Below are 22,770 nucleotides of genomic sequence, written 5' to 3' on the forward strand. Positions count from 1 at the left end.
CACTTTACGTGGCAAACCGCCCGATACGTCATGTTCTTGTCATGAAGATCCTCAGGCTCTCGGCCCTGTCCCTGCTGCTGACCGCCCCGTTCGGCACGCCCGCGCTCGCGGCGCCGGCCGACGACCCGGCCACCACCGCCGCGCTGGTCGCCCGCTACAACTTCGACGGCGGCGCGACCGAAGGCCGGGTCTCCGACCTCTCCGGCCGCGGCGGCCCGCTCACCGTCCGGGGCGCCGCCAACGGCCAGGTCACCTTCACCACCGAAGGCGCCGGCCGCTACGCCGCCTTCCCTGCCACCTGCGCCGCCGGCGCCACCACCTGCGGCAAAGCCCTCCTCGAAGCGCCCGACGACGCCGACCTCGACCCGGGCGCCCGCAACTTCAAGTGGGCCGCCAGCGTCCGGCTCACCACCGCCCAGCTCAGCGGCAACGCCAACATCATGCAGAAGGGCGTCGCCGGCACCGAGAGCCAATGGAAGATGCAGGTCACCGGCAAGTCCGGCCGGGCCCAGTGCATCATCGCGGCCCGCGGCAGCGCCCAGACCTTCTCGGCGATCTCCGCCCGCCCCGTCGCCGACGGCGCTTGGCACCGCATCGTCTGCGAGCGCCTCGGCGCGACCCTCAGCGTCTCCGTCGACGGGGTCGCCGGCGCGAAGACGGCGCTTCCCGCCACCGCCGTCATCGACAACGCCATGCCGATGCGCGTGGGCGGCCCCAACCTCGCCGGCAACGGCGACATGTACCACGGTCAGCTCGACGACCTCTACGTCCAGCTCGGCTGACCCGCATCCGTGGCCGTGCCCGGCGCCTGCCCATCAGGCGCCGGGCGTCACGTTCCTCAGCCGGCCGACCGGGAACTGTCAGCTGCGGCGGAACGCGTAACTGCGGCCACCGGACGCCTGACCGGCACGCCCCGAACGGTCTCGCCCGGACCGTTCCCGGGCGGCCTGCCGGGCATCCCCGGAGCCGTGCCGGGCGGTGATCCCGGCGCCGGTCTGCTGACCGTCGCCGGTCTCCGGGTGCGTGGCCGGGCGTAGGGCGGCGGCGATGTCCCGCTGGGCGATCTCGTCCAGGTTCAGATGCACAGAAAACGGTTTGGCAGGCATAAAGCGACCTCCTCGGAGCGGGAAGCGAACGGCCTCGAACGGACCGTTGGAGAAGCGCCCTCACGGGACGCGGCGGAAACCAGCCGGGCCAGGAACCCGTGTTTCATCAGAACGCCCGCTTCTCGCGAACCGTCCCCAGAGGAACGGTTCTTGCGAAAGCGGCCCGAACCGAACGAGAAGCCGTGACGCGACCGGAAGCCCGGCGGAGACACCGGGGCGGCCGGACCCCGCCGAGGAAGCGGCCGGTCCGGCATGCGGAGAACAACGCGGCCCACGGCAGAAGCGGTAGGCGGCGGCTCAGGTAGGCATCACAGCATGCGCCCCACGCTATTGCGGCTCCCACCGACCCACAACCGATTTATTCGTACGCTCGAATCCGCCCCCGCCGGACCCGGCCGCCCCGGACCACCGCGCGAGGTCTTCCCTGCTCACGACCGAAGCGCGCCGCACGGGCGAGGCGGCTCTCACCGTCCCCGGCTGGTTCTCAGGGCTGTCTCAGCACCGCCGGGACAGCCCTGAGAACCAGCCGGGTCGACACGCCCGGGTTCGCTGCCGGTGCCGGGCGGGTGTCGGGACGGGCTCGTGGTGAGTGCTGTCTCGGCGGGGTCGAGACAGCCATCAGAGCCGGCCGGTGAGAGCCGCTTCGCCCGTGCGGCGCGCTGCGGCCGGGAGTGCCGCGGACGTCGCGGGGTGGCCACGGGACGCTGCGTGGCCCGTACCGGAGAAGGGATCAAAGGTCCTGCATCGCGGTGTCGAGCATCGACGTCGCGGTGGGGAAGTCGACGAGCTGGTCGCGGATCAGCTGGAGGCCGGTGCGCAGAGCGGTCGGGGGCACGCCGCGGGAGTCGAGGACCGTGCTGGTCCAGGTGGTGAAGTCGGTGAAGATCTGGGGCTCGCCGACGTAGAGGGCGGCGGCCAGGAAGTCCGCGATGTGGCCGATGTCCTCGACCGTGGAGTCGACCTGGGAACGGTCGTAGCGTTGCGCGTCGGGGTAGGCGGCGGCCAGCCGGTCCATCGCGGTGGCGATCAGCTGCGGGCGGCAGCGGACGAGATGGGTGTACTCCTCGTCGCCGAGGAAGGCGGAGTCGCCGGGCAGCGGCAGGTCGGAGACGTGCGGGGGAGGCCAGTCGGTGGCCAGCCGGGTGACCGCCTCCTCGCCGGAGCCGGCCCAGGCGTGGGCGCCGAGGCGCTGCGCGTACCGGCCGCCGGGACCGAAACCGCGACCGCCGGCGATCACCGGGACGCCGGCGGCGCGGCAGGCGGTGATGGCGGCGTGCGCCCGGGGCAGCCGGGTCGGGATCATGCAGCTCAGCGCGACCGCGTCCGGGCCGGTCTGGTGCAGGTGGGTGATCAGGTGGCGGCCGGGGACGCTGGCGCCCAGGAAGTCGACCCGCCAGCCGTCCAGGCGCAGCAGCTCGGCGAGCATCCGGGCGGGCAGGCCGTGCCATTCGCCGTCGACGCAGGCCAGGGCGATCCGGCCACGGGTCGGCGGGACGGTGGTGCGGACCGCGAGGGCGGCCAGGGCGCGTTCGCCGACGGCGGTGGCGGCGTGCTCGCGGGCCACCGACCACTCGTTGGTGGCCCACAGCTCGCCGACGCGCCGCTGGGTGCCGCCGATCAGGTCCACGATGATCCGCTGCGCGGCGACGCCACGGTCGAGCAGGTCGTTGATCAGCTCGGTGGCGCCCACCTCGTCGCCGTCCGAGACGAGGGCCAGATAGTACTCGGCGACGGGGCCGTCGATCGTGGTGGCGAGGCGGCTGGCGGCGCTCATGAGCGGGCCCTCGGGCGCCGGTCGCCGCGGGCCGCGGCCACGTAGGGCGACTCGGCGGGCGCGCCGCCGCCACGCAGGCTCAGCGGGGTCCGGGCCGGCGCGCGGACCGCCAGCATGGCGATGTCGTCGGCGTTGTCGCCGCGCACCCAGTCGCTGACGAGCTGGCGGATCCGTTCGACGGCGGCGGCGCCGGGCAGCCCGCGGCAGGTGGCGAGGGCGGCGCGCAGCCGGGCCTCGCCGTACTGCTCGGCGCCGCTGGGGCCGCCCCGCGCCTCGGTCAGGCCGTCGCTGTAGAGCAGGCACAGCTCGCCGGGCGCCAGCTCGGCGGAGGCCGGATGCACCACGGTCCGGGGGAGCACGCCGATCAGGGTGCCGCTGGTCGGCACCTCCTCGACAGTGCCGTCGTTGCGCAGCACCAGCGGCGCCGGGTGACCGCCGCTGACCAGGTCCAGCCGGACCCGCCCGTGGTCGATCCGGGTGGCCGAGCCGATCACCATGGTCACGAACCGGGGTTGCCGGGCGGACTGGAGCAGCGCCTCGTTGAGCACCTTGAGCATCGCCTCCGGGCCGGCCCGCACCAGCCGCAGCGCGCGCAGCGTCTGCCGGATCTTGCCGGTCAGCACCGCCGCCTCGGGCCCGCTGCCGCACACGTCGCCGAGCGCGATGATCGTGTCGGCGCTGTCGCCGGCCGGGCCGAACACGTCGTAGAAGTCGCCGCCGATCCGCAGCGCGTCCCGGGCCGCCTGGTAGGAGCCGGTCAGCTCGAAGCCGTCCAGGACGGGCAGCTGCGGCGGCAGCAGGTCGGCCTGCAGGACCGCGGTGGTGTCGACCTGCTCGCGGTAGAGCATGGCGGCCGACAGCGCCGCGCCGGCGCGGGCCGCGAACACCCGGGCCAGCGCCTCGTCCTCGGAGGAGAAGGCCGTGCGGCGGGCCAGGATCAGCGCGCCGGCCGGCTCGGCGTTGCCGGGCAGCGGGATCACCAGCAGCGCGCCGACCGGGCCGAGCCCGGCGGGCAGCAGCCAGCCGGGCGCGCTGGCCGGGTCGAGCCAGCGGCTCGGGATCGGCGGGAAGCCGCCGAGAGCCTCGACGAGGCCGGGCACCTCGGCCAGTTTCGCCTCACGGAGGGTGCCCTCCTCGATGGCGTGCCCGGGGACGAGCCGGGTCCAGGCGCTCTGCCGGCGGCGGGCCGGCAGGACCACCACGGCGGCGTCGGCCAGATGCTCGGCGGCCAGCTCCACGGTGGTCCGGGCGCAGCGCCGCACATGCAGCGACGCGGACAACCGTCGGCCCGCCTCGGCCAGGAACGCCGTGCGGGACCGCTCCAGCTCCAGCGCCGCGGTCCGGGCGGCCTCCTCGGTGTTGTCGCGCAGGAACCAGGCGTAGTGGGCGTCGTCGAGACGGCGGCGCATGCCGTACAGCGCGCGGCCCTCGTGCTCGCACTGGAACGAATCGGACGTCAACCCGGCGAGCGCGTCGGTGACCGGTAGCCCCGCTGTCACGCCGGGCACCAGGCGCCGGGCCGCCGCGTTGGCCATCAGCACGATGTCACTCGTCGCGGCGCACAGCACCACGGCCTCGGTGGAGGCCTCGAAAGCGGCCTCGAGCAGGACCGGATCGGGTGTGACCGGGGCGGCCTGTGCCAGCGTCTCGCCGGCGCCGGCCGGCGTTCGCGCTGTCATCCTGCCTCCGTCTCTTTCCCCGTCGAGCTGTTCGCCGATTCCGTCCAGCCTACGGGGTCGTGCCGTCAATCGGTCAGATCGACCACGACGGGGGCGTGATCGGAGGGGCCTTTGCCCTTGCGGGCCTCCCGGTCCACGTACGCGTCGCTCACCCGCCCGGCCACGTCGGACCCGGCGTAGACCAGATCGATCCGCATTCCCTTGTTCTGGTGGAACATGCCCGCGCGGTAATCCCAATAGGTGAAGGGATGATCGCCTTTCAGGGGCCGGGCCGGCACATCGGTGAGACCCAGGTCACGCAGGGCGGCGAGGGCGGCCCGTTCCGGCGGGGTGACGTGGGTGGAGCCGGCGAAGACCCGGACGTCCCAGACGTCGGCGTCGGCCGGGGCCACGTTGTAGTCGCCGGCCACCACCAGCGGGCCGGCCGCCAGGTCGGGGACCAGCGCGTCGCGGAGGGCGGCCAGCCACCGCAGCTTGTACGTGTAGTGCGGGTCGTCGGGGGTGCGGCCGTTCGGCACGTACACCGACATGAACCGGATGCCGCCGCACACGGCGCTGATCGCGCGGGCCTCCGGCTCGGGGTACCCGGGCATGCCGTCGAACCCGTGCCGCACCTCGGCCAGGCCGACCCGGGAGAGCAGCGCGACGCCGTTCCAGCGGCCCTGCCCGTACGCCGCCGTCTCGTACCCCAGCTCGGCGACCTCCTTCTCCGGGAAGCCGTCCGCGGCGACCTTGGTCTCCTGCAGGCAGACGACGTCGGGGGCGGTGCCGGCCAGCCAGTCGAGCAGGCGGGGCAGCCGGGCCTTGACCGAGTTGACGTTCCAGGTGGCGAAGCGCATACCGAGGTTTCTACCCGGTCCATTACCGCAAGTTGCCCGCACGGTGCCGGGCGCCCTGAAAGGTTGGTGATCGAAAGGGGGCGACTATGCGCGTGGAAGTCATGTCCGAGCTTCCGGCCGACCTGCTCGAGGAGGCCTGGGACTTCTATTCGAACTGTTTCAACGACCTGCGGGTCCTGGCGGTGAACCGGCATCTGATGTACCGCCACGAGTTCGACGAGGTGATGGCCGACCCGCGGATCGAAAAGCACGTGGCACTCGACGACGACGGGGTGGCCGGCATGGGCACGATCACCAACGATCTGGAGGCGGTGCCACTGGTCTCGGCGGACTACTTCCGGTACCACTGGCCCGAGCTGTACGAGCAGCGACGGCTCTACTACTGCCTGTTCGCGGGTTCGGCGGTGGGCCAGCGCAGCCGGGGCGTGTTCGTGGCGCTGCAGCGGTCCATGTACGCGCCGATCGAGGAGGTGGACGGGAAGGTCTTCTTCGACATCTGCTCGTGGAACGAGGAACGCAACCAGCTGCCCCGGATGATCGCGATGATCCTGGGCCGGGCGGCGTCGCACGGCCGGGCCCAGCCGACCCGGCTCGACGCGCAGTCGTTCTGGATGTACGAGTTCCCCAAGGACGACATGCCGTTCCGCCGGGAGGAGCGGCGCGGGCTGCCGACCCGGCTCGGCCAGCAGCAGGAGGACCGGCGGGCCGTCCGGTCCTGACGGCGGGCTCAGTCGGGCCGGCGGTGCCGGCCCGACGGGTTCGCCACGGCCTCGGGGATGACCGGGCCGCGGACCATCACGTCCCGCCAGCGCTCGGCGAACTCGGTCGCCGACACCGCCGCGCCCCACAGCCAGCCCTGGCCGTTGACCACGCCGACCGCCCACAGGGCCTCGCGCTGCAACGGCGTCTCGACCCCCTCGGCGATCACCGACAGGCCGAGCGCCTGGCTCATCGCCACCACGGCCCGGACGATCTCGTCGTCCTCGTGGTTGACGCCCAGACCGATCACGAACGAGCGGTCGATCTTGACGCCGGTGACCGGGAACTTGCGCAGGTAGCCGAGCGCGGAGAAGCCGGTGCCGAAGTCGTCGACGAGCAGTTTCACGCCCAGCTCGCGCAGTTCGAACAGGACGCGGGAGGTGACGCTGGAGCCGTCGACCATCACCGACTCGGTCATCTCCAGGGCGACACAGTGCGCGGGTACGCCGTACCGCAGCATCTCCCCGGACACGATGAGCGGCAGCTCCGGGTCGGTCAGCTGCCGCGGCGACACGTTGACCGACAGGTAGAAGTCGTCGCGGACGACGCCCTGCGACCGCCACACGCCGAGCTGGCGCAGCGCCTCCTTGCGGACCCAGGTGCCGATCTCGTTGATCAGGCCGGCGTCCTCGGCGATCGGGATGAACGTCATCGGCGGGATCGGCCCGCGTTCCGGGTGGATCCAGCGGACCAGCGCCTCGGCGCCGACCGGGATCCCGGTCTCCAGGCGGACCAGCGGCTGGTACGCCACGTGCAGCTGATCCTCGGCGAGGGCCTGCCGCAGCGCCACCTCCAGCTCGATGCGCTCGCGGACCTGGGCGTGCATGCTGGTGTCGAAGATGGTGGACCGGCCCGGTCCCTCGCCTTTCGCCCGGTACATCGCCGTGTCGGCGTCGCGCATCAGGGCCTCGGCGGTGACCGACGTGTTCGCCGGGTCGGCCTCGGCGTGCGAGATGCCGATCGACGCGCTGATCACCACCTGGTGGTCGCGGACCGGGAACGGCCGGGCGAAACAGCCCCGGATGTCGTCGACCAGCCGCAGCGCGCTGCCCTTCTCGCCGATGAACCCGAGCAGGAACTCGTCGCCGCCGACCCGGGCCACCGGGATGCTGTGCGGCACCGCGGCCCGCAGCCGCCGGCCCACCTCGATCACCAGCTGGTCGCCGGTGTCGTGACCCCACGAGTCGTTGACCCACTTGAAGCCGTCCAGGTCGAGCATGTAGACCCAGACCCGGTCGTGGGTGTCCGGCTCGACGACGGCGACCAGGCGCTCGATCTCGGCCGACATGGACTGCCGGTTGGGCAGCCCGGTGAGCGGGTCGTGGGTGGCCTGGTGCTCCGAGCGCAGTTGCAGGGTGACCTGGGCGCGGACCGCGGAGATGGCCCGGACCAGCAGCAGCCCCATGATCAGCGCGCCGGTCGCGGCGATCAGCATGCGGCTCGACGCCGACCGGGTCCCGGTGGTCAGCAGCAGCGCGAACGGCGCGGCCAGCGCGGGCAGCAGCAGCGCCAGGCGGGGCCACGACCAGGCCTGGGCGGGCGGCTTGGCGGCCCGGCCCATCTCCACCACCGACGGGTGCAGCGCGGCCACCCCGAGGGACGTGTAGGCGAGCATGAACGGCACGTTCAGCAGCGGCGAGGCGTAGATCCGGCCGCTCACCCCGACGATCGCGTACGCCAGGTCGCCGATGGTGATGCCGGCCATCATGCCGATCAGCCCGATCAGGCTCACCGGCCAGAACTTCGCGGTGAACGTCAGGTTCACCAGCAGCAGCACCAGCGCCACGTCGAACAGCGGGTACATGCCCTGGATGATCGAGAGGACCGCGGACCGGCCCGGGATCGCGGCCGCCGGCAGGGCCAGCAGCAGCACCGAGGCGACCCCGGCGGAGACGCAGACGATCAGGCCGTCCAGCACCGCGTGCCGGTCCAGGCTCTCCCGCCGGCGCAGCAGGATCAGCACGAACGCGCCGAGCAGCAGGTAGCCGCTCCAGGACGCCACGTCGGCGAGGATCGGCCACGGCATCGGCTGCTCGGTGACCACCGGCCGGATCACCACGCCGATCAGGAACAGCAGCGCGGCCAGGCCCATCAGCAGCCAGGCGCCCGGCGGCTCGGCGCCCCAGCGGCGGGGCCCGGCGAAGCAGGACACCACCACCGCGACGGCCAGCACCGCGAAGACGGCGGTCGCCAGCGACGAGTCCGGGAAGGCTACGAAGATCGTGGTGGCGAGGACGCCGCCGACGGCCATGACCTGCCAGAGCCGGCGCGTGACGCCGGGAGGGAGCAGGGAGCGCACCGGGCATTCCTCCCGTACGGCCCGAAGATCAATGTATGGGCCAACGGTAGCAATTCGGTCAGGCGGTTACCGGGCTTCCCGAAAGCTGCGGACCGCCGACGCGCCGGGTCCCGACGCGGGCGCCGTGCACGAACACCGCCGGGCAGCCGGCGTCCCGCAGCACCGCGGCGGCGACCGTGCCGAGGCGCCCGGCCGGGCAGGTCGCGCGTGGGCCCAGCACCAGCAGGCCGGCCCGGCGGGAGAGCCGGGTCAGGGTGGCGGCCGGGGGGCCGGTGAACAGATGCCGGCGCACACCGGCCGGGTCCGGCGCCCGCCCGGCCATCTCGGCGAGCACCCGCGCGCCCTCGTCCTCCTGATCAGGATCGGTCACGTGCACCAGATGCAGTGGGCCGCCGCGGCGTCCGGCGGCCTCCGCCGCGAACCGCACGGCCAGGGCCGCGTACGGCGAGGCGTCCACCGCCGCCACGATCGGGCCGGCCGGCGTCCGCGGCGACCGGCTCACCGCCACCGGGCACCAGGCCCCGGCCACCACCTCGATCAGCGAACCGCCCACCACCAGCAGCACCGCGGTGCGGCTGAGCGCCAGCAGGACCCGTCCCGGCGGCCCATCCACGATTTGACCCCGCACATCCAGGCCCGGTGTGGAACGCTGGGCGATGGCGACCGCCTCGTCGACGACGTGCGAGGCGAGCCGGCGGGCCGGCCCGTAACCGGCGTCGCCGGGCCCGGTGAAAGCGTGCACCACCCGGAGGGTCCGCCCGCGGGAGGCCGCCTCCCGCGCGGCGAGCCGGACCGCGGCCGTGTCGCCCGGAGCGCGTCCGGCGCCGACGACGACGGGTCCCTCAGTCGGGATCTGCATGGGCCCTCCCGTAACGAAGTCGCAATATACCGACCATTGTCTATGGCGCAACGACCTATACGTACTGGTGACCAATGCCTCAACCGGTGGCCACCTGATGACCCATTCAGGTTGAGGGTTTACGGTGAACGGCAAAATCTTTGGGACATCTGCCGGTGAAGTGAGGGAAATACATGACGGATGTCAAGCTCGACCACCCCGGTGGTCAGTTGTCGATGGCGGTCACCAAGGCCGTCGACGGTCCGGGCGGCATCGACGTCAGTGCTCTGCTGAAGGAGACCGGTTACGTCACCCTGGACCAGGGTTTCGTGAACACCGCGTCGACCAAGTCGGCGATCACTTACATCGACGGTGACCAGGGCATTCTCCGGTACCGCGGTTATCCGATCGAGCAGCTCGCGGAGAAGAGCACCTTCCTCGAGGTGTCCTACCTGCTGATGAACGGTGAGCTGCCGACCGCTCCGCAGCTGCGGGACTTCGCGGACAAGATCCGGGTGCACACGCTGCTCCAGGAGGAGATGCGCACCTTCTTCTCCAGCTTCCCGCGCAACGCGCACCCGATGTCGGTGCTGTCGTCGTCGGTGACCGCGCTCTCCACGTTCTACCAGGACGCGCTCGACCCGCTCGACTCCGAGCAGGTCGACATCTCCGCGATCCGTCTGATGGCGAAACTTCCGACCATCGCGGCGTACATCTACAAGCGGTCCATCGGGCACCCGCTGCCGTACCCGGACAACTCGCTCGACTACGTCGAGAACTTCCTCCGCCTCACCTTCGGCCTGCCGACCGTCAACTACGACGTCGACCCGAAGGTCGCCAAGATCCTCGACATGCTGTTCATCCTGCACGCCGACCACGAGCAGAACTGCTCCACGTCGTCGGTGCGCCTGGTCGGCTCCTCGCAGGCCAACCTGTTCGCGTCCATCTCGGCGGGCATCAACGCGCTGTCCGGCCCGCTGCACGGCGGCGCCAACGCGGCGGTGCTCGAGATGCTCGAGCAGATCCGCAAGGACGGCGGAGACGTCAACTCGTTCGTCACTCGCGTGAAGAACAAGGAAAAGGGCGTCAAGCTGATGGGCTTCGGCCACCGGGTCTACAAGAACTACGACCCGCGCGCCGCCATCGTGAAGAAGGCCGCCCAGGAGATGCTCGCCACCCTGGACACGCCGGACCCGCTGCTGGAGATCGCGTTCAAGCTCGAGGAGATCGCCCTCTCCGACGAGTACTTCATCTCCCGCAAGCTGTACCCGAACGTCGACTTCTACACCGGCCTGATCTACAAGGCCATGGGCTTCCCGACGAACTCGTTCACGGTGCTCTTCGCGCTCGGCCGGCTCCCCGGCTGGATCGCCCAGTGGCGCGAGATGATGACCGACCCGGCCAACAAGATCGGCCGTCCGCGGCAGATCTACACCGGTTCCCCGGTCCGCGATTTCGTCCCGCTCGAGCAGCGCTGACATTCGCCGTGCTCGACGCCCCACCGGAGACCTCCGGTGGGGCGTTTCGCATTTCCGGGGTACGGGAAACGCGCCCCCGGGCATGAGTAAGGTCGGACGACACGCTCCGCGGGGAGGAAAACAGGCATGGACGTCGTGATCGGCATCGACACCGGGACAACCTCGACGAAAGGAATCGCCGCGGGACCGGACGGCGAGATCCGCGCGCTCACCAGCGTCCACTACCCCCTCGCCGTCCCCGGCCCCGGCCGCGCCGAACTCGACGCCGCCCGCCTCGCCGACGCCGCCGTGCAAGCGCTCACCGACGTCGCCGCGGCCGCCCGGGAACGCGGCGACCGGGTGATCGCGATCGGACTCAGCTCGTTCCTGCACGCCCTCGTCCCGATGGACGCCGCGGGCAAACCGCTCGGCCCCGTGGTGACCTGGGCCGACAACCGGGCCGGCGAGGAGTGCGAACGGATCGTCGCCGCCGGCCGCGCCAAGGAGCTGCAGGCCCGCACCGGCACCCCGGTCCACCCGATGTCCCCGCTGGCCAAACTGGCCTGGTGGGCCGGCGCCGACCGGGAGACGCTCACCGGCACCGCCCGGTGGGGCGGCGTCAAGGAGCTGATCGTCGCCGCGCTGACCGGCGGCGAGTTCCTGGTCGACCTGTCGATCGCCTCCGGCACCGGGCTGTACGACATCCACGCCCGCCGCTGGGACCCCGAGGCCCTCGAGATCGCCGGCGTGTCCGAGCGGCAGCTCGCCGAGGTCACGCCCACCACCCGGGTGCTGCGGCTGAGCCCCGGCATCGCCGCCGCCACCGGGCTCGCCCCGGACACCCCGCTGGTCATCGGCGCCGCCGACGGGCCGCTCGCCAACCTCGGGGTCGGCGCCACCCCGGCCGGCGTCGGGGCGGTGTCGCTCGGCACCAGCGGCGCGCTGCGCACCGTCGTGGACCGGCCCACCGCGGACGCCGCCGGGCGGCTGTTCTGCTACGCGCTCACCGAGGACCGGTGGGTGATCGGCGGGGCGGTCAACAACGCCGGCTCGGTGGTCCGCTGGGCCGGGCAGACCCTGGCCTCCTCCGGCGGCCCCGGCCCCGGCTCGGGCTCGGGTGAGGACGCCGACGCGCGGGACGCCGAACTCCTGGAGGAGGCGGCCGGGATCGTCGCCGGCAGTGAGGGGCTGCTCTGCCTGCCGTACCTGCTCGGCGAACGGGCGCCCTGGTGGCGGCCCGGCATGCGCGGCGCGTACCTGGGCCTGCGCCGCGAGCACGGCCGCCCGCACCTGGTCCGCGCCGCCGTCGAAGGGGTGTGCCAGCAGCTGGCCCTGGTCCGGGACTCGTTCGACGCCGAGGGCGCCCCGCTCACCGAGATCCGGGCCACCGGCGGCGCGGCCGCGTCGCAACTGTGGGTGGACGTGCTCGCCTCCGCCCTCGACCTGCCGGTCACCGTCGCCGACGTGCCGGAGGGCACCGCGCTCGGCGCCTGCCTGCTCGCCCGGCACGCCCTCGGCGAGCTGCCCGACCTCGACCGGGCCGCCGCGCTGGTCCCGACCGGCCGGCCCACCCGCCCCGACCCGGACGACGCCGCCCTGTACCGCCGGCTGCGCCCGCTCGTCGAGAAGTCCGCCCTCGCGGTCCTCGACGTGGTCGCGGAACTCGACCGGCTCGCCCCCGAACCGCTCCCCGGCACCGAGAAAGCCGTCCGCTCGTAACCCTCCCCGGCTGGTTCTCATGGCTGTCTCCCGCGCGCTGAGACAGCCATGAGAACCAGCCGGATCAGGCCTTGGACCGCCGGCCTGATCCGCCGTGACGGACCCCGCGTTGACGGGCGTACCGGCGGTCCGGAAGAGTGACCGGCGAGCGGTAACGGAGGGAACCCGGTGCGAATCCGGGACGGTCCCGCCACTGTGACCGGGGATTCCCCCGGCAGTCAGGAGACTCCGGCCGCTCGCATCGACCGACGAGCGGGCGTGGACACCCGCCGGAAGGGATCCTGGTGACGACTCCGTACCCGTTCTCGGCCGTGGTGGGCCTTGACGACCTGCGCCTGGCGCTCCTGCTCACCGCCGTCTCCCCGGCCGTCGGCGGGGTCCTGGTGCGGGGCGAGAAAGGCACCGCCAAGAGCACCGTCGTCCGGGCCCTGGCCGCGCTGCTGCCGCACGTCGCGGTGGTGCACGGCTGCCGGTTCGCCTGCGACCCGGCCGCGCCCGACCCCGGCTGCCCCGACGGCCCGCACACCCCCGGCGGCCCGGCGGACTCCCGCCCGGCCAGTCTGGTCGAGCTGCCGGTCGGCGCCACCGAGGACCGGGTCGTCGGCACCCTCGACCTGCAGCGGGCCCTCAGCGACGGCGTCAAGGCGTACGAGCCCGGCCTGCTCGCCGCCGCGCACCGGGGCGTGCTCTACGTCGACGAGGTCAACCTGCTCCCCGACCACCTCGTCGACCTGCTGCTCGACGCCGCCGCGATGGGCCGCGCCCACGTCGAGCGCGACGGCGTGTCGGTGAAACACGCCGCCCGGTTCCTGCTGGTCGGCACCATGAACCCGGAGGAGGGCGAACCCCGCCCCCAGCTCGTCGACCGGTTCGGCCTGGTGGTGACGGTGGCCGCCCCGCGCGACGCCGTGCAGCGGGCCGAGGTGGTCCGGCGCCGGCTCGCCTACGAGGCGGATCCGGCCGGGTTCGCCGCCCGCTTCCAGGCCGAGGAACACGCCTACGCCGGCCGGATCGCCGCCGCCCGCACCGTCCTGCCGTCCGTCGAGCTGCCCGACGCGGAACTCGACCGGATCGCCCGGGTCTGCCTCGCCTACGGGGTGGACGGCATGCGCGCCGACATCGTGGTGGCCCGGTGCGCGGTGGCCCTGGCCGCCTGGCACGGCCGTACCCGTGTCACCGCCGATGACGTCGCCGACGCGGCCCGGCTCGCCCTGCCGCACCGCCGCCGCACCGACCCGCTCGACCCGCCGGGCACCGACGAGCAGAAACTCGACGAGGCCCTGGCCGAGGCCGACCGCCAGGCCGAGGAGGACCGCCGCGCCTCCTCCACCGGCGGCTCTTCCGAGGCCGACGGTGACGGCGACGACGATCCGGATCCCGGGCCCGGCGGGGGTGGCGGTCCGCGTGACGGAAGCGGTCCGTCCGGCCCTTCCGGTGGTACGCCGCCGAACAGCGCCGCGGACTCCGGCGACACCCCGCCGAGCAGCGCCCCGGACTGCGGCGACACCCCGCCGAGCAGCGCCGCGGACTCCGATGCCGCCCCGCCGAGCAGCGACACCGGCGGCAGCCAGCCGTCCGCGGGCGCCGTCGCCGCCGCCGGTCCCGCCTACCGCACCCGCACGCTGCGCATCGCCGCCCGTGGTGAGGGCGGTCACACCGGCCGCCGTTCCCCGGCCTTCGCCCGGCGCGGCCGTGTCGTCGGCAGCCGTCCCCCGTACGGGAAGCTCTCCGGCGCCCCTCACCTCTTCGCCACCCTCCGCGCCGCTCTCGACCGCACCGCCCTGGATCAGCTCGCCGGTGACAGCACGCCCGGGATCCGGGTGCTGCCACGGGACCTGCGGGAGTCGGTGCACGTCGGGCGGGAGGCGAACCTCGTGCTGTTCGTCGTGGACGCCTCCGGGTCGATGGCCGCGCGCAAGCGGATGACCCTGGTCAAGACGGCGGTGCTGTCGCTGCTGCGGGACGCCTACCAGCGGCGGGACCGGATCGGCATGATCACGTTCCGGGGGAGCGCGGCGGAGGTGGTGCTGCCGCCGACGTCCAGCCACGAGGTCGGCGTGCAACGGCTGACCGCACTGCGGACCGGCGGGCGTACCCCCCTCGCCGCGGGACTCCGCGCCGCCGCCGCGACGATCGCCACCGAGCGCCGCCGCGACCCGCGCCGCCGCCCCCTGCTGGTCCTGGTCACCGACGGCCGTGCGACCAGCGGTCCCGACCCGTTGCTGCTGGCTCCGATCCTGTCCGGGGTGGCCAGTGTGGTCGTCGACTGCGAGTCCGGCCCGATCCGCCTGGGCCTCGCCCGCCGGCTCGCGTCGGCGTTGCAGGCCGAGATCATGCCGCTCGATCAGCTCGAGGCCGCGACCGTCCGCAGCGGACCCGCTCCACGGCCCGCCGACCCGGAGGACCGTGCCTACCGGCGTGCGGCGTGACCGCCGCCCCCGGCCGTAGCCCAGCCACCTTTCCGCCGGCGTATGACCTGCCGGGACGACGGCCGGTCCAGGAGCCGCCGGTCGCTGAACGGCGGGGAGATGCCCGCCGGAGAGCAGCCGGGGGGTTGAGCGCGGTGCCCGGCCGTCGCTGAGGGTGGTTTCGGATGGCGGGTAGCGCTCGTGGGCGACGGCCGGCATGCGAGTAGGTCCGGCCGGCATGCGAGCAGGTCCGGCTGGTTGTCAGGGCTGTCTCGGGACGGTCGAGACAGCCCTGACAACCAGCCGGGGGTGACCGGGTGGGCCGCCGGGCGGTGCGGGGCGGGAGCCGCGCCGAGCCCGTTCGCCCGCGAGGGCGGGACGGTGGAGTCCGGTGGGGGCGGGGACGTGCGTACCGGAAAAGGGTTTTCAGGGAAGGGGAGGACTGTGCCGCAGGGCAGAGTGACGAGTGTGCCGGATGACGGGCTGACGACGCGGCAGAGGCGGCGGCAGGCGGTGTTCGCGGTGCATACCGGAGCGGGCAAGGGGAAGTCGACGGCCGCGTTCGGGATGGCGCTGCGGGCGTGGAGTGCGGGGTGGCCGATCGGCGTGTTCCAGTTCGTGAAGTCGGAGAAGTGGAAAGTGGGGGAGGAGGCGGCGCTCAAGGCGCTCGGCTCCCTGCAGCAGACCCCGGTGACCTGGCACAAGATGGGCGAGGGCTGGTCCTGGATCCAGCGGGCCGGGACCGAGCGGGACCACGCCGCGGAGGCCGCCGAGGGGTGGGCGCAGATCAAGCGGGATCTGGCGGCGGAGTCGTTCAAGTTCTATGTGCTGGACGAGTTCACGTACCCGATGAAGTGGGGCTGGGTGGACGTCGCCGATGTCGTGGAGACCCTCGCGAACCGGCCGGGGACGCAGCATGTGGTGATCACCGGGCGGGACGCGCACCCGGATCTGCTCGCCGCGGCGGACCTGGTCACCGAGATGACGAAGGTGAAGCACCCGATGGACGCGGGACGTAAGGGCCAGCAGGGCATCGAATGGTGAACCGGATCGTCATCGCGGCGCCGGCCAGCGGGCACGGGAAGACGACGGTGGCGACCGGGCTGCTCGCGGCGTTCGCGCGGCGCGGGCTGCGGGTGGCGCCGTTCAAGGTCGGGCCGGACTACATCGACCCTGGCTATCACGCGCTCGCGGCGGGCCGGCCGGGCCGCAACCTGGACCCGGTGATGGTCGGCGAGGACCTCGTCGGGCCGCTGTTCGCGCACGGGTCGCAGGACGCCGACCTGGCGATCGTCGAAGGGGTGATGGGCCTCTACGACGGGCGGACCGGCGCCGGGGAGACCGGGTCGACGGCGCAGGTCGCGAACCTCCTGAACGCCCCGGTGATCATGGTGATCGACGCGGCGGCGCAGGGCCGGTCGATCGCGGCGGTGGTGCACGGTTTCCGCAGCTTCGGGACGGTGCGGCTGGCCGGGGTGATCCTCAACCGGGTCGGGTCGGACCGGCACGAGCAGATCCTCCGGGACGCCTGCGAGGAGGTCGGCACGCCGGTGCTCGGCGCGATGCGGCGGGCGGACGCGGTGGCGGCGCCGTCCCGGCATCTCGGGCTGGTCCCGGCGGCGGAACGGCGGGCCGAGGCCCTGGCCTCGGTGGACGCCCTGGCGGCGCTGGTCGAGGCGTCGGTCGATCTGGACGCGGTGGCCGCCGTGGCGCGGTCGGCCCCGGGCCTGCCCTTCCCGGCGTGGAGCCCCCTCGCGGAGGAGCCGGTGCGGGAGAGCCCGGTGGTTGCGGTCGCCGGGGGTCCGGCTTTCAGTTTCTCGTACGCCGAAACAACCGAACTGCTGGCCGGGGCGGGGGCCACGGTCGTGCCGTTCGACCCGTTGCACGACACCGCGCTGCCGGAGGGGGCGAAGGCGCTGGTGGTCGGGGGCGGGTTCCCCGAGGTGTACGCATCCGCACTTTCCGACAATTCCAATTTGTTGGCAGATGTGCGGAAATTTGGCGGTTTGATCGCGGCGGAGTGTGCCGGACTGCTGTGGCTGTGCAAGACCCTCGACGGCGCGCCGATGTGCGGGGTCCTGGACGCGGACGCGGTGATGACGCCGTCGCTGACCCTGGGGTACCGGGACGCCGTCGCCCTCTCCGACAGCCCGCTCGCGGCGGCCGGGACCCGGGTCACCGGGCACGAGTTCCACCGCACCACCGTGCACCCACGCTCCGGTCTCCTGCTGTCCCCGGCCTCGGGCGCGGCCTGGGCGTGGCGGGGCGCCGACCCGGAGGGGTTCGCCACACCCACGGTGCACGCGTCCTACCTGCACCTGCACTGGGCCGGCAGTCCCGGCCTGGCCCGCAACCTGGTCGCCGCCGCGGCCCGGCGTTCGTGACCGGGACGGTGGCCGTCGGGTTCGGGGCGCGGCCCGGGGTCACGGCGGCCCAGCTCGCCGCGGCGGTCCGGGCCGTCGCCGATCCGGCCCGCGTCGCGGTGCTCGCGACGTTGGACCGGCGGGCCGCCGAGGACGGGCCGCGGGAGTTCGCGGCGGCGCTCGGGTGCCGCCTGATCGGCTACCCGGCGGCGGAGCTGGCGGCCCGGCCGGTGCCGGGACCGAACCCGGCGGTGGCGGCGGCGGTCGGCACCCCGAGCGTCGCCGAGGCCGCCGCGCTGCTGGCGGCCGGCATCGACGCCGTCCTGTCGACCCCGAAGCGGGTGCATGCGGGCGTGACGGTCGCGGTGGCGACGCCGGCCGGTCACGGGTGAAGCGGGCGCATGCGGGCGTCACGGTCGCGGTGGTGACCCGGCTGGTCGTGATGGCTGTCTCAGCCGCGCTGAGACAGCCATGAGAGCCAGCCGGGGGTGACCACCGTCAGGCGGCCGGCCATTCGTGCACCGGGACGTTCTCGTGCATCAGCGGCAGATAGCGCCGCAGCATCTCGTGCAGCGCCCGCTGCCGGTCCTGGCCCTGCGCCTCGAGCGCGTGCAACGTCTCCACCTGCCACGACGCCCCGTTGCGATGGCGCAGGCAGCGCTGCTCGATGATGCCGAGCAGCCGGTCCCGCTGGGCCGGGTTGACACCCCACATATCGAGGCCGGCCGCCGCCTGCGGCAACAGGCTGCGCAGCACCAGCTCGGTCACCGGCAGGGTGCCGTGCCCGGGCCAGAACACGCCGGCGTCGATGCCGTGCCGGGCGCAGCTGTGGAAGTTCTCCTCGGCGGCGCGGAAGCTCATCTGGGTCCAGAGCGGGCGGTCGCCCTCGGCGATCGTACGGACCAGGCCGTAGTAGAACGCCGCGTTGGCGATCGTGTCGGCGACCGTCGGCCCGGCCGGCATCACCCGGTTCTCCACCCGCAGGTGCGGGCGGCCGTTGACCACCGCGTAGATCGGCCGGTTCCACCGGTACACCGTGCCGTTGTGCAGCCGCAGCTCGCTCAGCTCGGGGATCTCGCCGCGTTCCAGGATCTCGGCCGGATCGTGGATGTCACAGATCGGCAGCAGCGCCGGGAAGTAACGAACGTTCTCCTCGAACAGGTCGAAGACACTGGTGATCCAGCGTTCGCCGAACCAGACGCGAGGCCGTACCCCCTGCGCCCTGATCTCCTCGCTGCGGGTGTCGGTGGCCTGCTCGAACAGTGGGATCCGGGTCTCCCGCCACAGCTCCCGGCCGAACAGCAGCGGCGAGTTCGCCCCCAGGGCGACCTGGATGCCGGCGACGATCTGGGAGGCGTTCCAGTACGCCGCGAACTGCGCCGGGCTCACCTGCAGGTGGAACTGGGTGCTGGTGCAGGCCGCCTCCGGGGCGATGGTGTCGGTGGTGACCGCCAGCCGGTCCACCCCGTCGATCCGGATGTCCAGGTCCTCGCCCCGGGCCGCGAAGATCTGCTCGTTCAGCAGCTGGTAGCGCGGGTTCACGGTGAGCGCCTCGCCGGTGAGGTGCTCACGCCGCAACGTCGGCAGGATCCCGATGGTGACCATGTGCGCGCCGGCCGCCCGGGCCCGCCGCTCGGCCTGGTTCAGGCTGGAGCGCAGGCCGCGTTCCAGTTCCGCGAAATCGTCACCGGCCAGCCGCCTCGGTGGCAGGTTGATCTCGATGTTGAACTGTCCCAGCTCCGTCTGGAAGTCGGGATCGGCGATCGCGCCCAGCACCTCGGCGTTGCGCATCGCCGGGTCGGCGTTGTCGTCGATCAGGTTGAGCTCGATCTCCATGCCGGTCAGTGGCCGCTCGAACTCGAAGCGTGCCTCGCGCAACATCGTCGCGAACACGTCGAGACTGCGGCGGATCTTCTGCCGGTAGCGGGTCCGGTCCTCGCGGGTGAAATTGGTCTGGTCGACTTTCTCGCCCACCGCGCACCACCTTTCGAGCCGTCTCTACAGACGCCAGGGGATCGCGCGGCGCCATAGCCGCCGTCCCCTGACCTCATGATGACGGCTGTCGATGGCGCTCGGCCCGTTACCGACCGTCCATTCTCGCCTGGAGCCCAATCGATCTTCCATGGGCCGTGTATCTACCCGGCGGGCTGCAAAATCATCCAAGCACCGCGGCGAGCACCGTGCCGGCGACGGCGAGACCGACCACGGCCTGCAACAGCAGGGCCGGGCCCAGATGCGACCACTGGGTGGGGATGCGCGGGGTCAGCGGTTGCATGGTGGTCAGGTTCACCACCTGGGTCAGCCGTACCGGCAGGGTCGGATCGGCCTGCGGCTGGGTGCGGACCTGGACCAGATCGCCGCGGTGCAGCGCCGACTGCGGGAGCTGGCCGTGCATCTCGATCTCGTACGTCTGCCCGAGGTCGTCGCGCAGCCGGACCGGGGTCACCAGGAACTCCGGGCCCTTGCGCAGCTCCTTCAGCGAGCGTCGGGCCGGTTTCATCCGGAAGATCGCGGCCAGCAGCTGGGCGATGCCCGCCGTCACGAAGACGGCGAGGGCGAGAGGGCGGCCGATCCGGACCTCACGGGTGTACGAGGTCTGGAAGCCGACGAATCGGCCGGTGATGATGGGACTGACATGCCGGAGGATCCGCTCGCGGTGCAGCTCGGTGTCGTCCATGGGGGGTCACCTCCTTGGATGTTCTTCAATGCTACGGAGAGAACACATCTAGACACCGTGAGTGAATTCCTGCTCACTGCATACTCCGAGCTCCGTCGCGCCGCCCGGTTTTCCCGCGACCCGCTGCCAGATCCACACCGATCTGCGGAAATCCACCATCCGGGGACCCTCGAAGGGGTGAACTGGAGCCGAGTCGAGATCCGGCGGGGCGATGCCTGCCGTCCCGGCACGTGGACCGGCGGTATGGGGGCGAGATCAGCGATGGCATCGACTTATGTCAAGCCGGAGAGCGTGCTGGCGCTTACCGCCACCCGGATGGTCGAGGCGCACGGCGGGCTCGGCCCGTACGACGCCGCCACCGCCTGCCCGTCCTGCGGCGAACCACTGCCCTGCCGGACCGCCCTGGCCGCCGCCGAGGTCCTCGCCGCCGCCGGCCTCGCCGAGGACTCCGGCCTCCTCGCCGCCACCCGCCCCGCCTGGACCCCACCGCCCGGGACCGGCCTGATGCCACCCGCCCCGCCGACACCATCCTGGGAGCCGTCGTCCCATGACGCTACTTCTGCACCTGCTGTCGCCCCTGCTGATCCGCCCCCGCTGGGCCTGCTGCGTCCCGCCGTCCCGTCCGGCGAACCCGCCATCGGCACGGCAGCCGTCCCCGGCGCCGAACCGGCAGCCGCGCCCGCCGTCGGGCGGCACGGCATCGACCGGCCCGGTGCACCGGATCCGGGGAGCCCCACCGCGGCGTTCCCGCCCTGGCCACCGGCGGACGGCACCGACCGGCGCCCGCCGGTGCCCGAACCGTCCACGCCCGGCTGGGCCACCGAGGAGACCGGGTCCTGGGCCGCGACCGGCGAGAACCGCCGCCCACCCTGGCTGACCGGAGACGACGGGACCCCGATTCCCGGTACGCCCACGCCCGGCGCCGTTTCTGCGCCCTGGGACGGCCTTCCCCGTTCCCCCGGCGGCTCCTCCGCGACCTTCGAGGGTTCGTCCGCGGCCGGCTCCTTTCCGGCTGCCGGTGGCCCCTCTGCGACCGGCGGTGGCTCCTTCGCGCCCGCCGGCGGGGAGTCGGGGCCGAGCGGCACGGACTCGGGCGACCAGGGCGGATCCTTCCCCGGCGGAGTGTCCTTCCCGCAGGACCCGGCACGGACCGAAGGCATCGCGGGTAGCGGTGACATGCCCGCGTGGGGCGGAGGGGCGAGCGGCTTCTCGGAACCGTCGGGTGTGGCGATGCCTGCTGTGCCGGTCGTTCCGGGGCCGCCCGCGTTCGGTCCGGGGGCCGGTCCTGCTCAGCCGTCGTACCCCGGAGCCGGCACGTCCGGTGGCATGGCGCTGTTCGGGCCCACGGACGGTCGGGGCGCGGCAGACGGTTCCGGGACGGGCACACCCGGTGCGGTGGGCGGTTTCGGGCAGCAGTCCGAACCGCTGAGCGGCTATGCAGCCGGTGCTGCCGGTGCGGTCACCGGTTTCGGGCCGAGCGCCGGCGGATCGGGCTTCGCGGCTGACGGCATGCCGGGATCCGCGGCCGCCGCGACCGGTGGGATGGAGTTCGGTGGTGCGGGCCTCCCGGGAACCGAGGCGGGCATGGCGGGCACATCCCCCTTCGGCGCCGGGGCGGTGCAGGTGCCCGGTGAGACGGGGCCCGCGCTCGCCGGAAACGACGACGTGGACGAGTTGATGCGGCGTCCGCCGCTCTACAGCCAGCAGAACAGTCCGCTCGACGCGCCCCGGTTCACCAGGTCGGCGCGCCCGGCGCAGTCCTCTGCCATGCCGCCCGTGCCGATGGGTGGCTTCGCCCCGAATCCGGCAGCCGCCGCTGCCGACCAGACCGGTGCCCTCCCGCCTCCACCGCCCATGCCCGGCGCCGTCGCCGGAGAGGCGTCGCCTGCCGCACGGCCTCCGCTGCCGCCGCCCGCCCCAGGGCAGAGCAACATGCCGATGCCGCCGCCGGGTCCTGGTCAGAGCAACATGCCGCTGCCTACGTCGGCTGAGGCCACGGGTCAGCCGACGTACCAGGCCCCCGACATGGGGCGGAACGGCAGCATGCCGACCGCGGGCTCCCACGGCATGCCCACCCCGGCGCCCGCACCAGGCCAGGCTGGTGTGCCGATGCCCACGCCCGGCGCGGGCCGGCCCGGGATGCCCATGATGCCGCCCGGCGGGGGTCGGCCCGGGATGCCGATGCCGGGTTCGGGCGGGGACCGGCCGCAGGGGGCTTCGGACCGTCCGCCGCTGCAGGCGCCGAACATGGGTCAGCACAACGCGCCGCCCGCCGCCGGGCGGTCCCCGTTGCAGGCGCCGAACATGGGTCAGCACAACGCGCCGCCCGCCGCCGGGCGATCGCCGTTGCAGGCCCCGGACATGGGGCAGCACAACGCGCCGCCGGCGGGGCAGGCCGGTGGCCGGTCGCCGCTGCAGGCCCCCGACATGGGGCAGCACAACGCCCCGCTCGCTGGTCACGGCGGTAACCGGGCGCCGGACGCGGGTCAGGCTGGTGGTCGAGGGCCGGACACGGGTCAGGGCGGCGGCCGGTCGCCGTTGCAGGCGCCCGACATGGGGCAGCACAACGCCCCGGTCTCCGGCACCCAGGCGGCGACCGCGCCGATCGGGCGGCCCGCCGCGAGCGAGGGCGCCCCCACCGACGACGAGAACGTACCGTCCGGTCTGCCGGTGCGCTCGGCGGGTGGGTTCGCCCGTCCCGCGCCGGCTGCCGTTCCCGAGGCGCTGGAGGACCCGTCGTCCGCGCCCAGCGGCCTCCCGGGCCGCGGGCCGCATTGAGCCGCTGACGTTCGAGGGTGTCCGGCAGGGGGGATCGGGCGGTGATCTGCGGGCCTTGTTCGAGCGGTGGCGCC

At 73.3% G+C, this 22,770-nt stretch carries 17 protein-coding genes and 1 riboswitch; of the genes, 9 read left to right on the top strand and 8 right to left on the bottom strand.

The genetic code is table 11. From position 1 onward, the window contains the following. The first annotated feature begins 41 nt into the window (after nt 1–41). Entirely contained in the window at nt 42–782 is a 741-nt protein-coding gene (locus ACZ3II_RS22525) for a LamG-like jellyroll fold domain-containing protein (RefSeq protein WP_465519665.1), read from the top strand. 78 nt (nt 783–860) lie between these two features. On the opposite strand, the gene ACZ3II_RS22530 is transcribed toward ACZ3II_RS22525, so the two are convergent. From ACZ3II_RS22530 to ACZ3II_RS22545, 4 genes are all read right to left on the bottom strand, one after another. Then, nucleotides 861–1,085, bottom strand: a complete 225-nt coding sequence (locus ACZ3II_RS22530) for a hypothetical protein (RefSeq protein WP_465519666.1) — start codon at nt 1,083–1,085, stop codon at nt 861–863. Nucleotides 1,086–1,836: 751 nt separating this feature from the next. Next, complete coding sequence (locus ACZ3II_RS22535; protein ID WP_465519667.1) at nt 1,837–2,880, bottom strand: cobalamin B12-binding domain-containing protein; 1,044 nt, start codon at nt 2,878–2,880, stop codon at nt 1,837–1,839. Then, the gene (locus tag ACZ3II_RS22540) at nt 2,877–4,559 is read right to left on the bottom strand and encodes a PP2C family protein-serine/threonine phosphatase (protein WP_465519668.1); all 1,683 of its coding nucleotides are present in this window, start codon (nt 4,557–4,559) and stop codon (nt 2,877–2,879) included. Before ACZ3II_RS22540 ends, ACZ3II_RS22535 begins: the two co-directional genes overlap by 4 nt. A 65-nt stretch (nt 4,560–4,624) precedes the next feature. Continuing rightward, a complete protein-coding gene (locus ACZ3II_RS22545) occupies nt 4,625–5,398 on the bottom strand; it encodes an exodeoxyribonuclease III (RefSeq protein WP_465519669.1) in 774 nt (257 codons plus the stop codon). An 86-nt stretch (nt 5,399–5,484) separates the two neighbouring features. Here ACZ3II_RS22545 and ACZ3II_RS22550 point away from each other — a divergent pair, with 86 nt between their 5' ends. Next, complete coding sequence (locus ACZ3II_RS22550; protein WP_465519670.1) at nt 5,485–6,117, top strand: hypothetical protein; 633 nt, start codon at nt 5,485–5,487, stop codon at nt 6,115–6,117. A gap of 8 nt (nt 6,118–6,125) precedes the next feature. On the opposite strand, the gene ACZ3II_RS22555 is transcribed toward ACZ3II_RS22550, so the two are convergent. Beyond that, the gene (locus ACZ3II_RS22555) at nt 6,126–8,456 is read right to left on the bottom strand and encodes a putative bifunctional diguanylate cyclase/phosphodiesterase (protein WP_465519671.1); all 2,331 of its coding nucleotides are present in this window, start codon (nt 8,454–8,456) and stop codon (nt 6,126–6,128) included. 58 nt (nt 8,457–8,514) lie between these two features. Beyond that, nucleotides 8,515–9,315, bottom strand: a complete 801-nt coding sequence (locus tag ACZ3II_RS22560; RefSeq protein ID WP_465519672.1) for a universal stress protein — start codon at nt 9,313–9,315, stop codon at nt 8,515–8,517. A 173-nt stretch (nt 9,316–9,488) separates the two neighbouring features. On the opposite strand from ACZ3II_RS22560, the gene ACZ3II_RS22565 reads away from it, so the two are divergent. The 6 genes from ACZ3II_RS22565 (at nt 9,489) to ACZ3II_RS22590 (ending at nt 17,633) form a co-directional block, all read left to right on the top strand. After that, complete coding sequence (locus tag ACZ3II_RS22565; protein WP_465519673.1) at nt 9,489–10,772, top strand: citrate synthase; 1,284 nt, start codon at nt 9,489–9,491, stop codon at nt 10,770–10,772. A 126-nt stretch (nt 10,773–10,898) separates the two neighbouring features. Continuing rightward, the gene (locus ACZ3II_RS22570; RefSeq protein WP_465519674.1) at nt 10,899–12,470 is read left to right on the top strand and encodes a gluconokinase; all 1,572 of its coding nucleotides are present in this window, start codon (nt 10,899–10,901) and stop codon (nt 12,468–12,470) included. A 132-nt stretch (nt 12,471–12,602) separates the two neighbouring features. Continuing rightward, nucleotides 12,603–12,721, top strand: a riboswitch (cobalamin riboswitch). A gap of 33 nt (nt 12,722–12,754) precedes the next feature. Continuing rightward, complete coding sequence (locus tag ACZ3II_RS22575) at nt 12,755–14,899, top strand: VWA domain-containing protein (RefSeq protein ID WP_465519675.1); 2,145 nt, start codon at nt 12,755–12,757, stop codon at nt 14,897–14,899. 423 nt (nt 14,900–15,322) lie between these two features. After that, nucleotides 15,323–15,922, top strand: coding sequence for a cob(I)yrinic acid a,c-diamide adenosyltransferase (cobO, locus tag ACZ3II_RS22580; protein WP_465519676.1), 600 nt, complete (start codon nt 15,323–15,325; stop codon nt 15,920–15,922). After that, nucleotides 15,916–17,262 carry a cobyrinate a,c-diamide synthase gene (locus tag ACZ3II_RS22585; RefSeq protein WP_465519677.1) on the top strand — a complete coding sequence of 449 codons (1,347 nt, stop codon included), beginning with the start codon at nt 15,916–15,918 and terminating at the stop codon, nt 17,260–17,262. The genes cobO and ACZ3II_RS22585 overlap by 7 nt, the downstream gene beginning before the upstream one ends. Next, nucleotides 17,259–17,633 (top strand): cobalamin biosynthesis protein, encoded by a 375-nt coding sequence (locus ACZ3II_RS22590; protein WP_465519678.1) that lies wholly within the window; start codon nt 17,259–17,261, stop codon nt 17,631–17,633. Before ACZ3II_RS22585 ends, ACZ3II_RS22590 begins: the two co-directional genes overlap by 4 nt. Nucleotides 17,634–17,739: 106 nt before the next feature. On the opposite strand, the gene ACZ3II_RS22595 is transcribed toward ACZ3II_RS22590, so the two are convergent. Continuing rightward, a complete protein-coding gene (locus tag ACZ3II_RS22595) occupies nt 17,740–19,215 on the bottom strand; it encodes a glutamate-cysteine ligase family protein (protein WP_465519679.1) in 1,476 nt (491 codons plus the stop codon). A gap of 181 nt (nt 19,216–19,396) precedes the next feature. Next, nucleotides 19,397–19,918, bottom strand: a complete 522-nt coding sequence (locus tag ACZ3II_RS22600; RefSeq protein ID WP_465519680.1) for a hypothetical protein — start codon at nt 19,916–19,918, stop codon at nt 19,397–19,399. A 261-nt stretch (nt 19,919–20,179) separates the two neighbouring features. Between ACZ3II_RS22600 and ACZ3II_RS22605 the strand changes: the two genes are divergently transcribed. Further along, the gene (locus ACZ3II_RS22605; RefSeq protein ID WP_465519681.1) at nt 20,180–22,696 is read left to right on the top strand and encodes a hypothetical protein; all 2,517 of its coding nucleotides are present in this window, start codon (nt 20,180–20,182) and stop codon (nt 22,694–22,696) included. The last annotated feature ends 74 nt before the right edge of the window (nt 22,697–22,770 follow it).

The sequence above is a fragment of the Actinoplanes sp. NPDC019969 genome, from assembly GCF_055562375.1.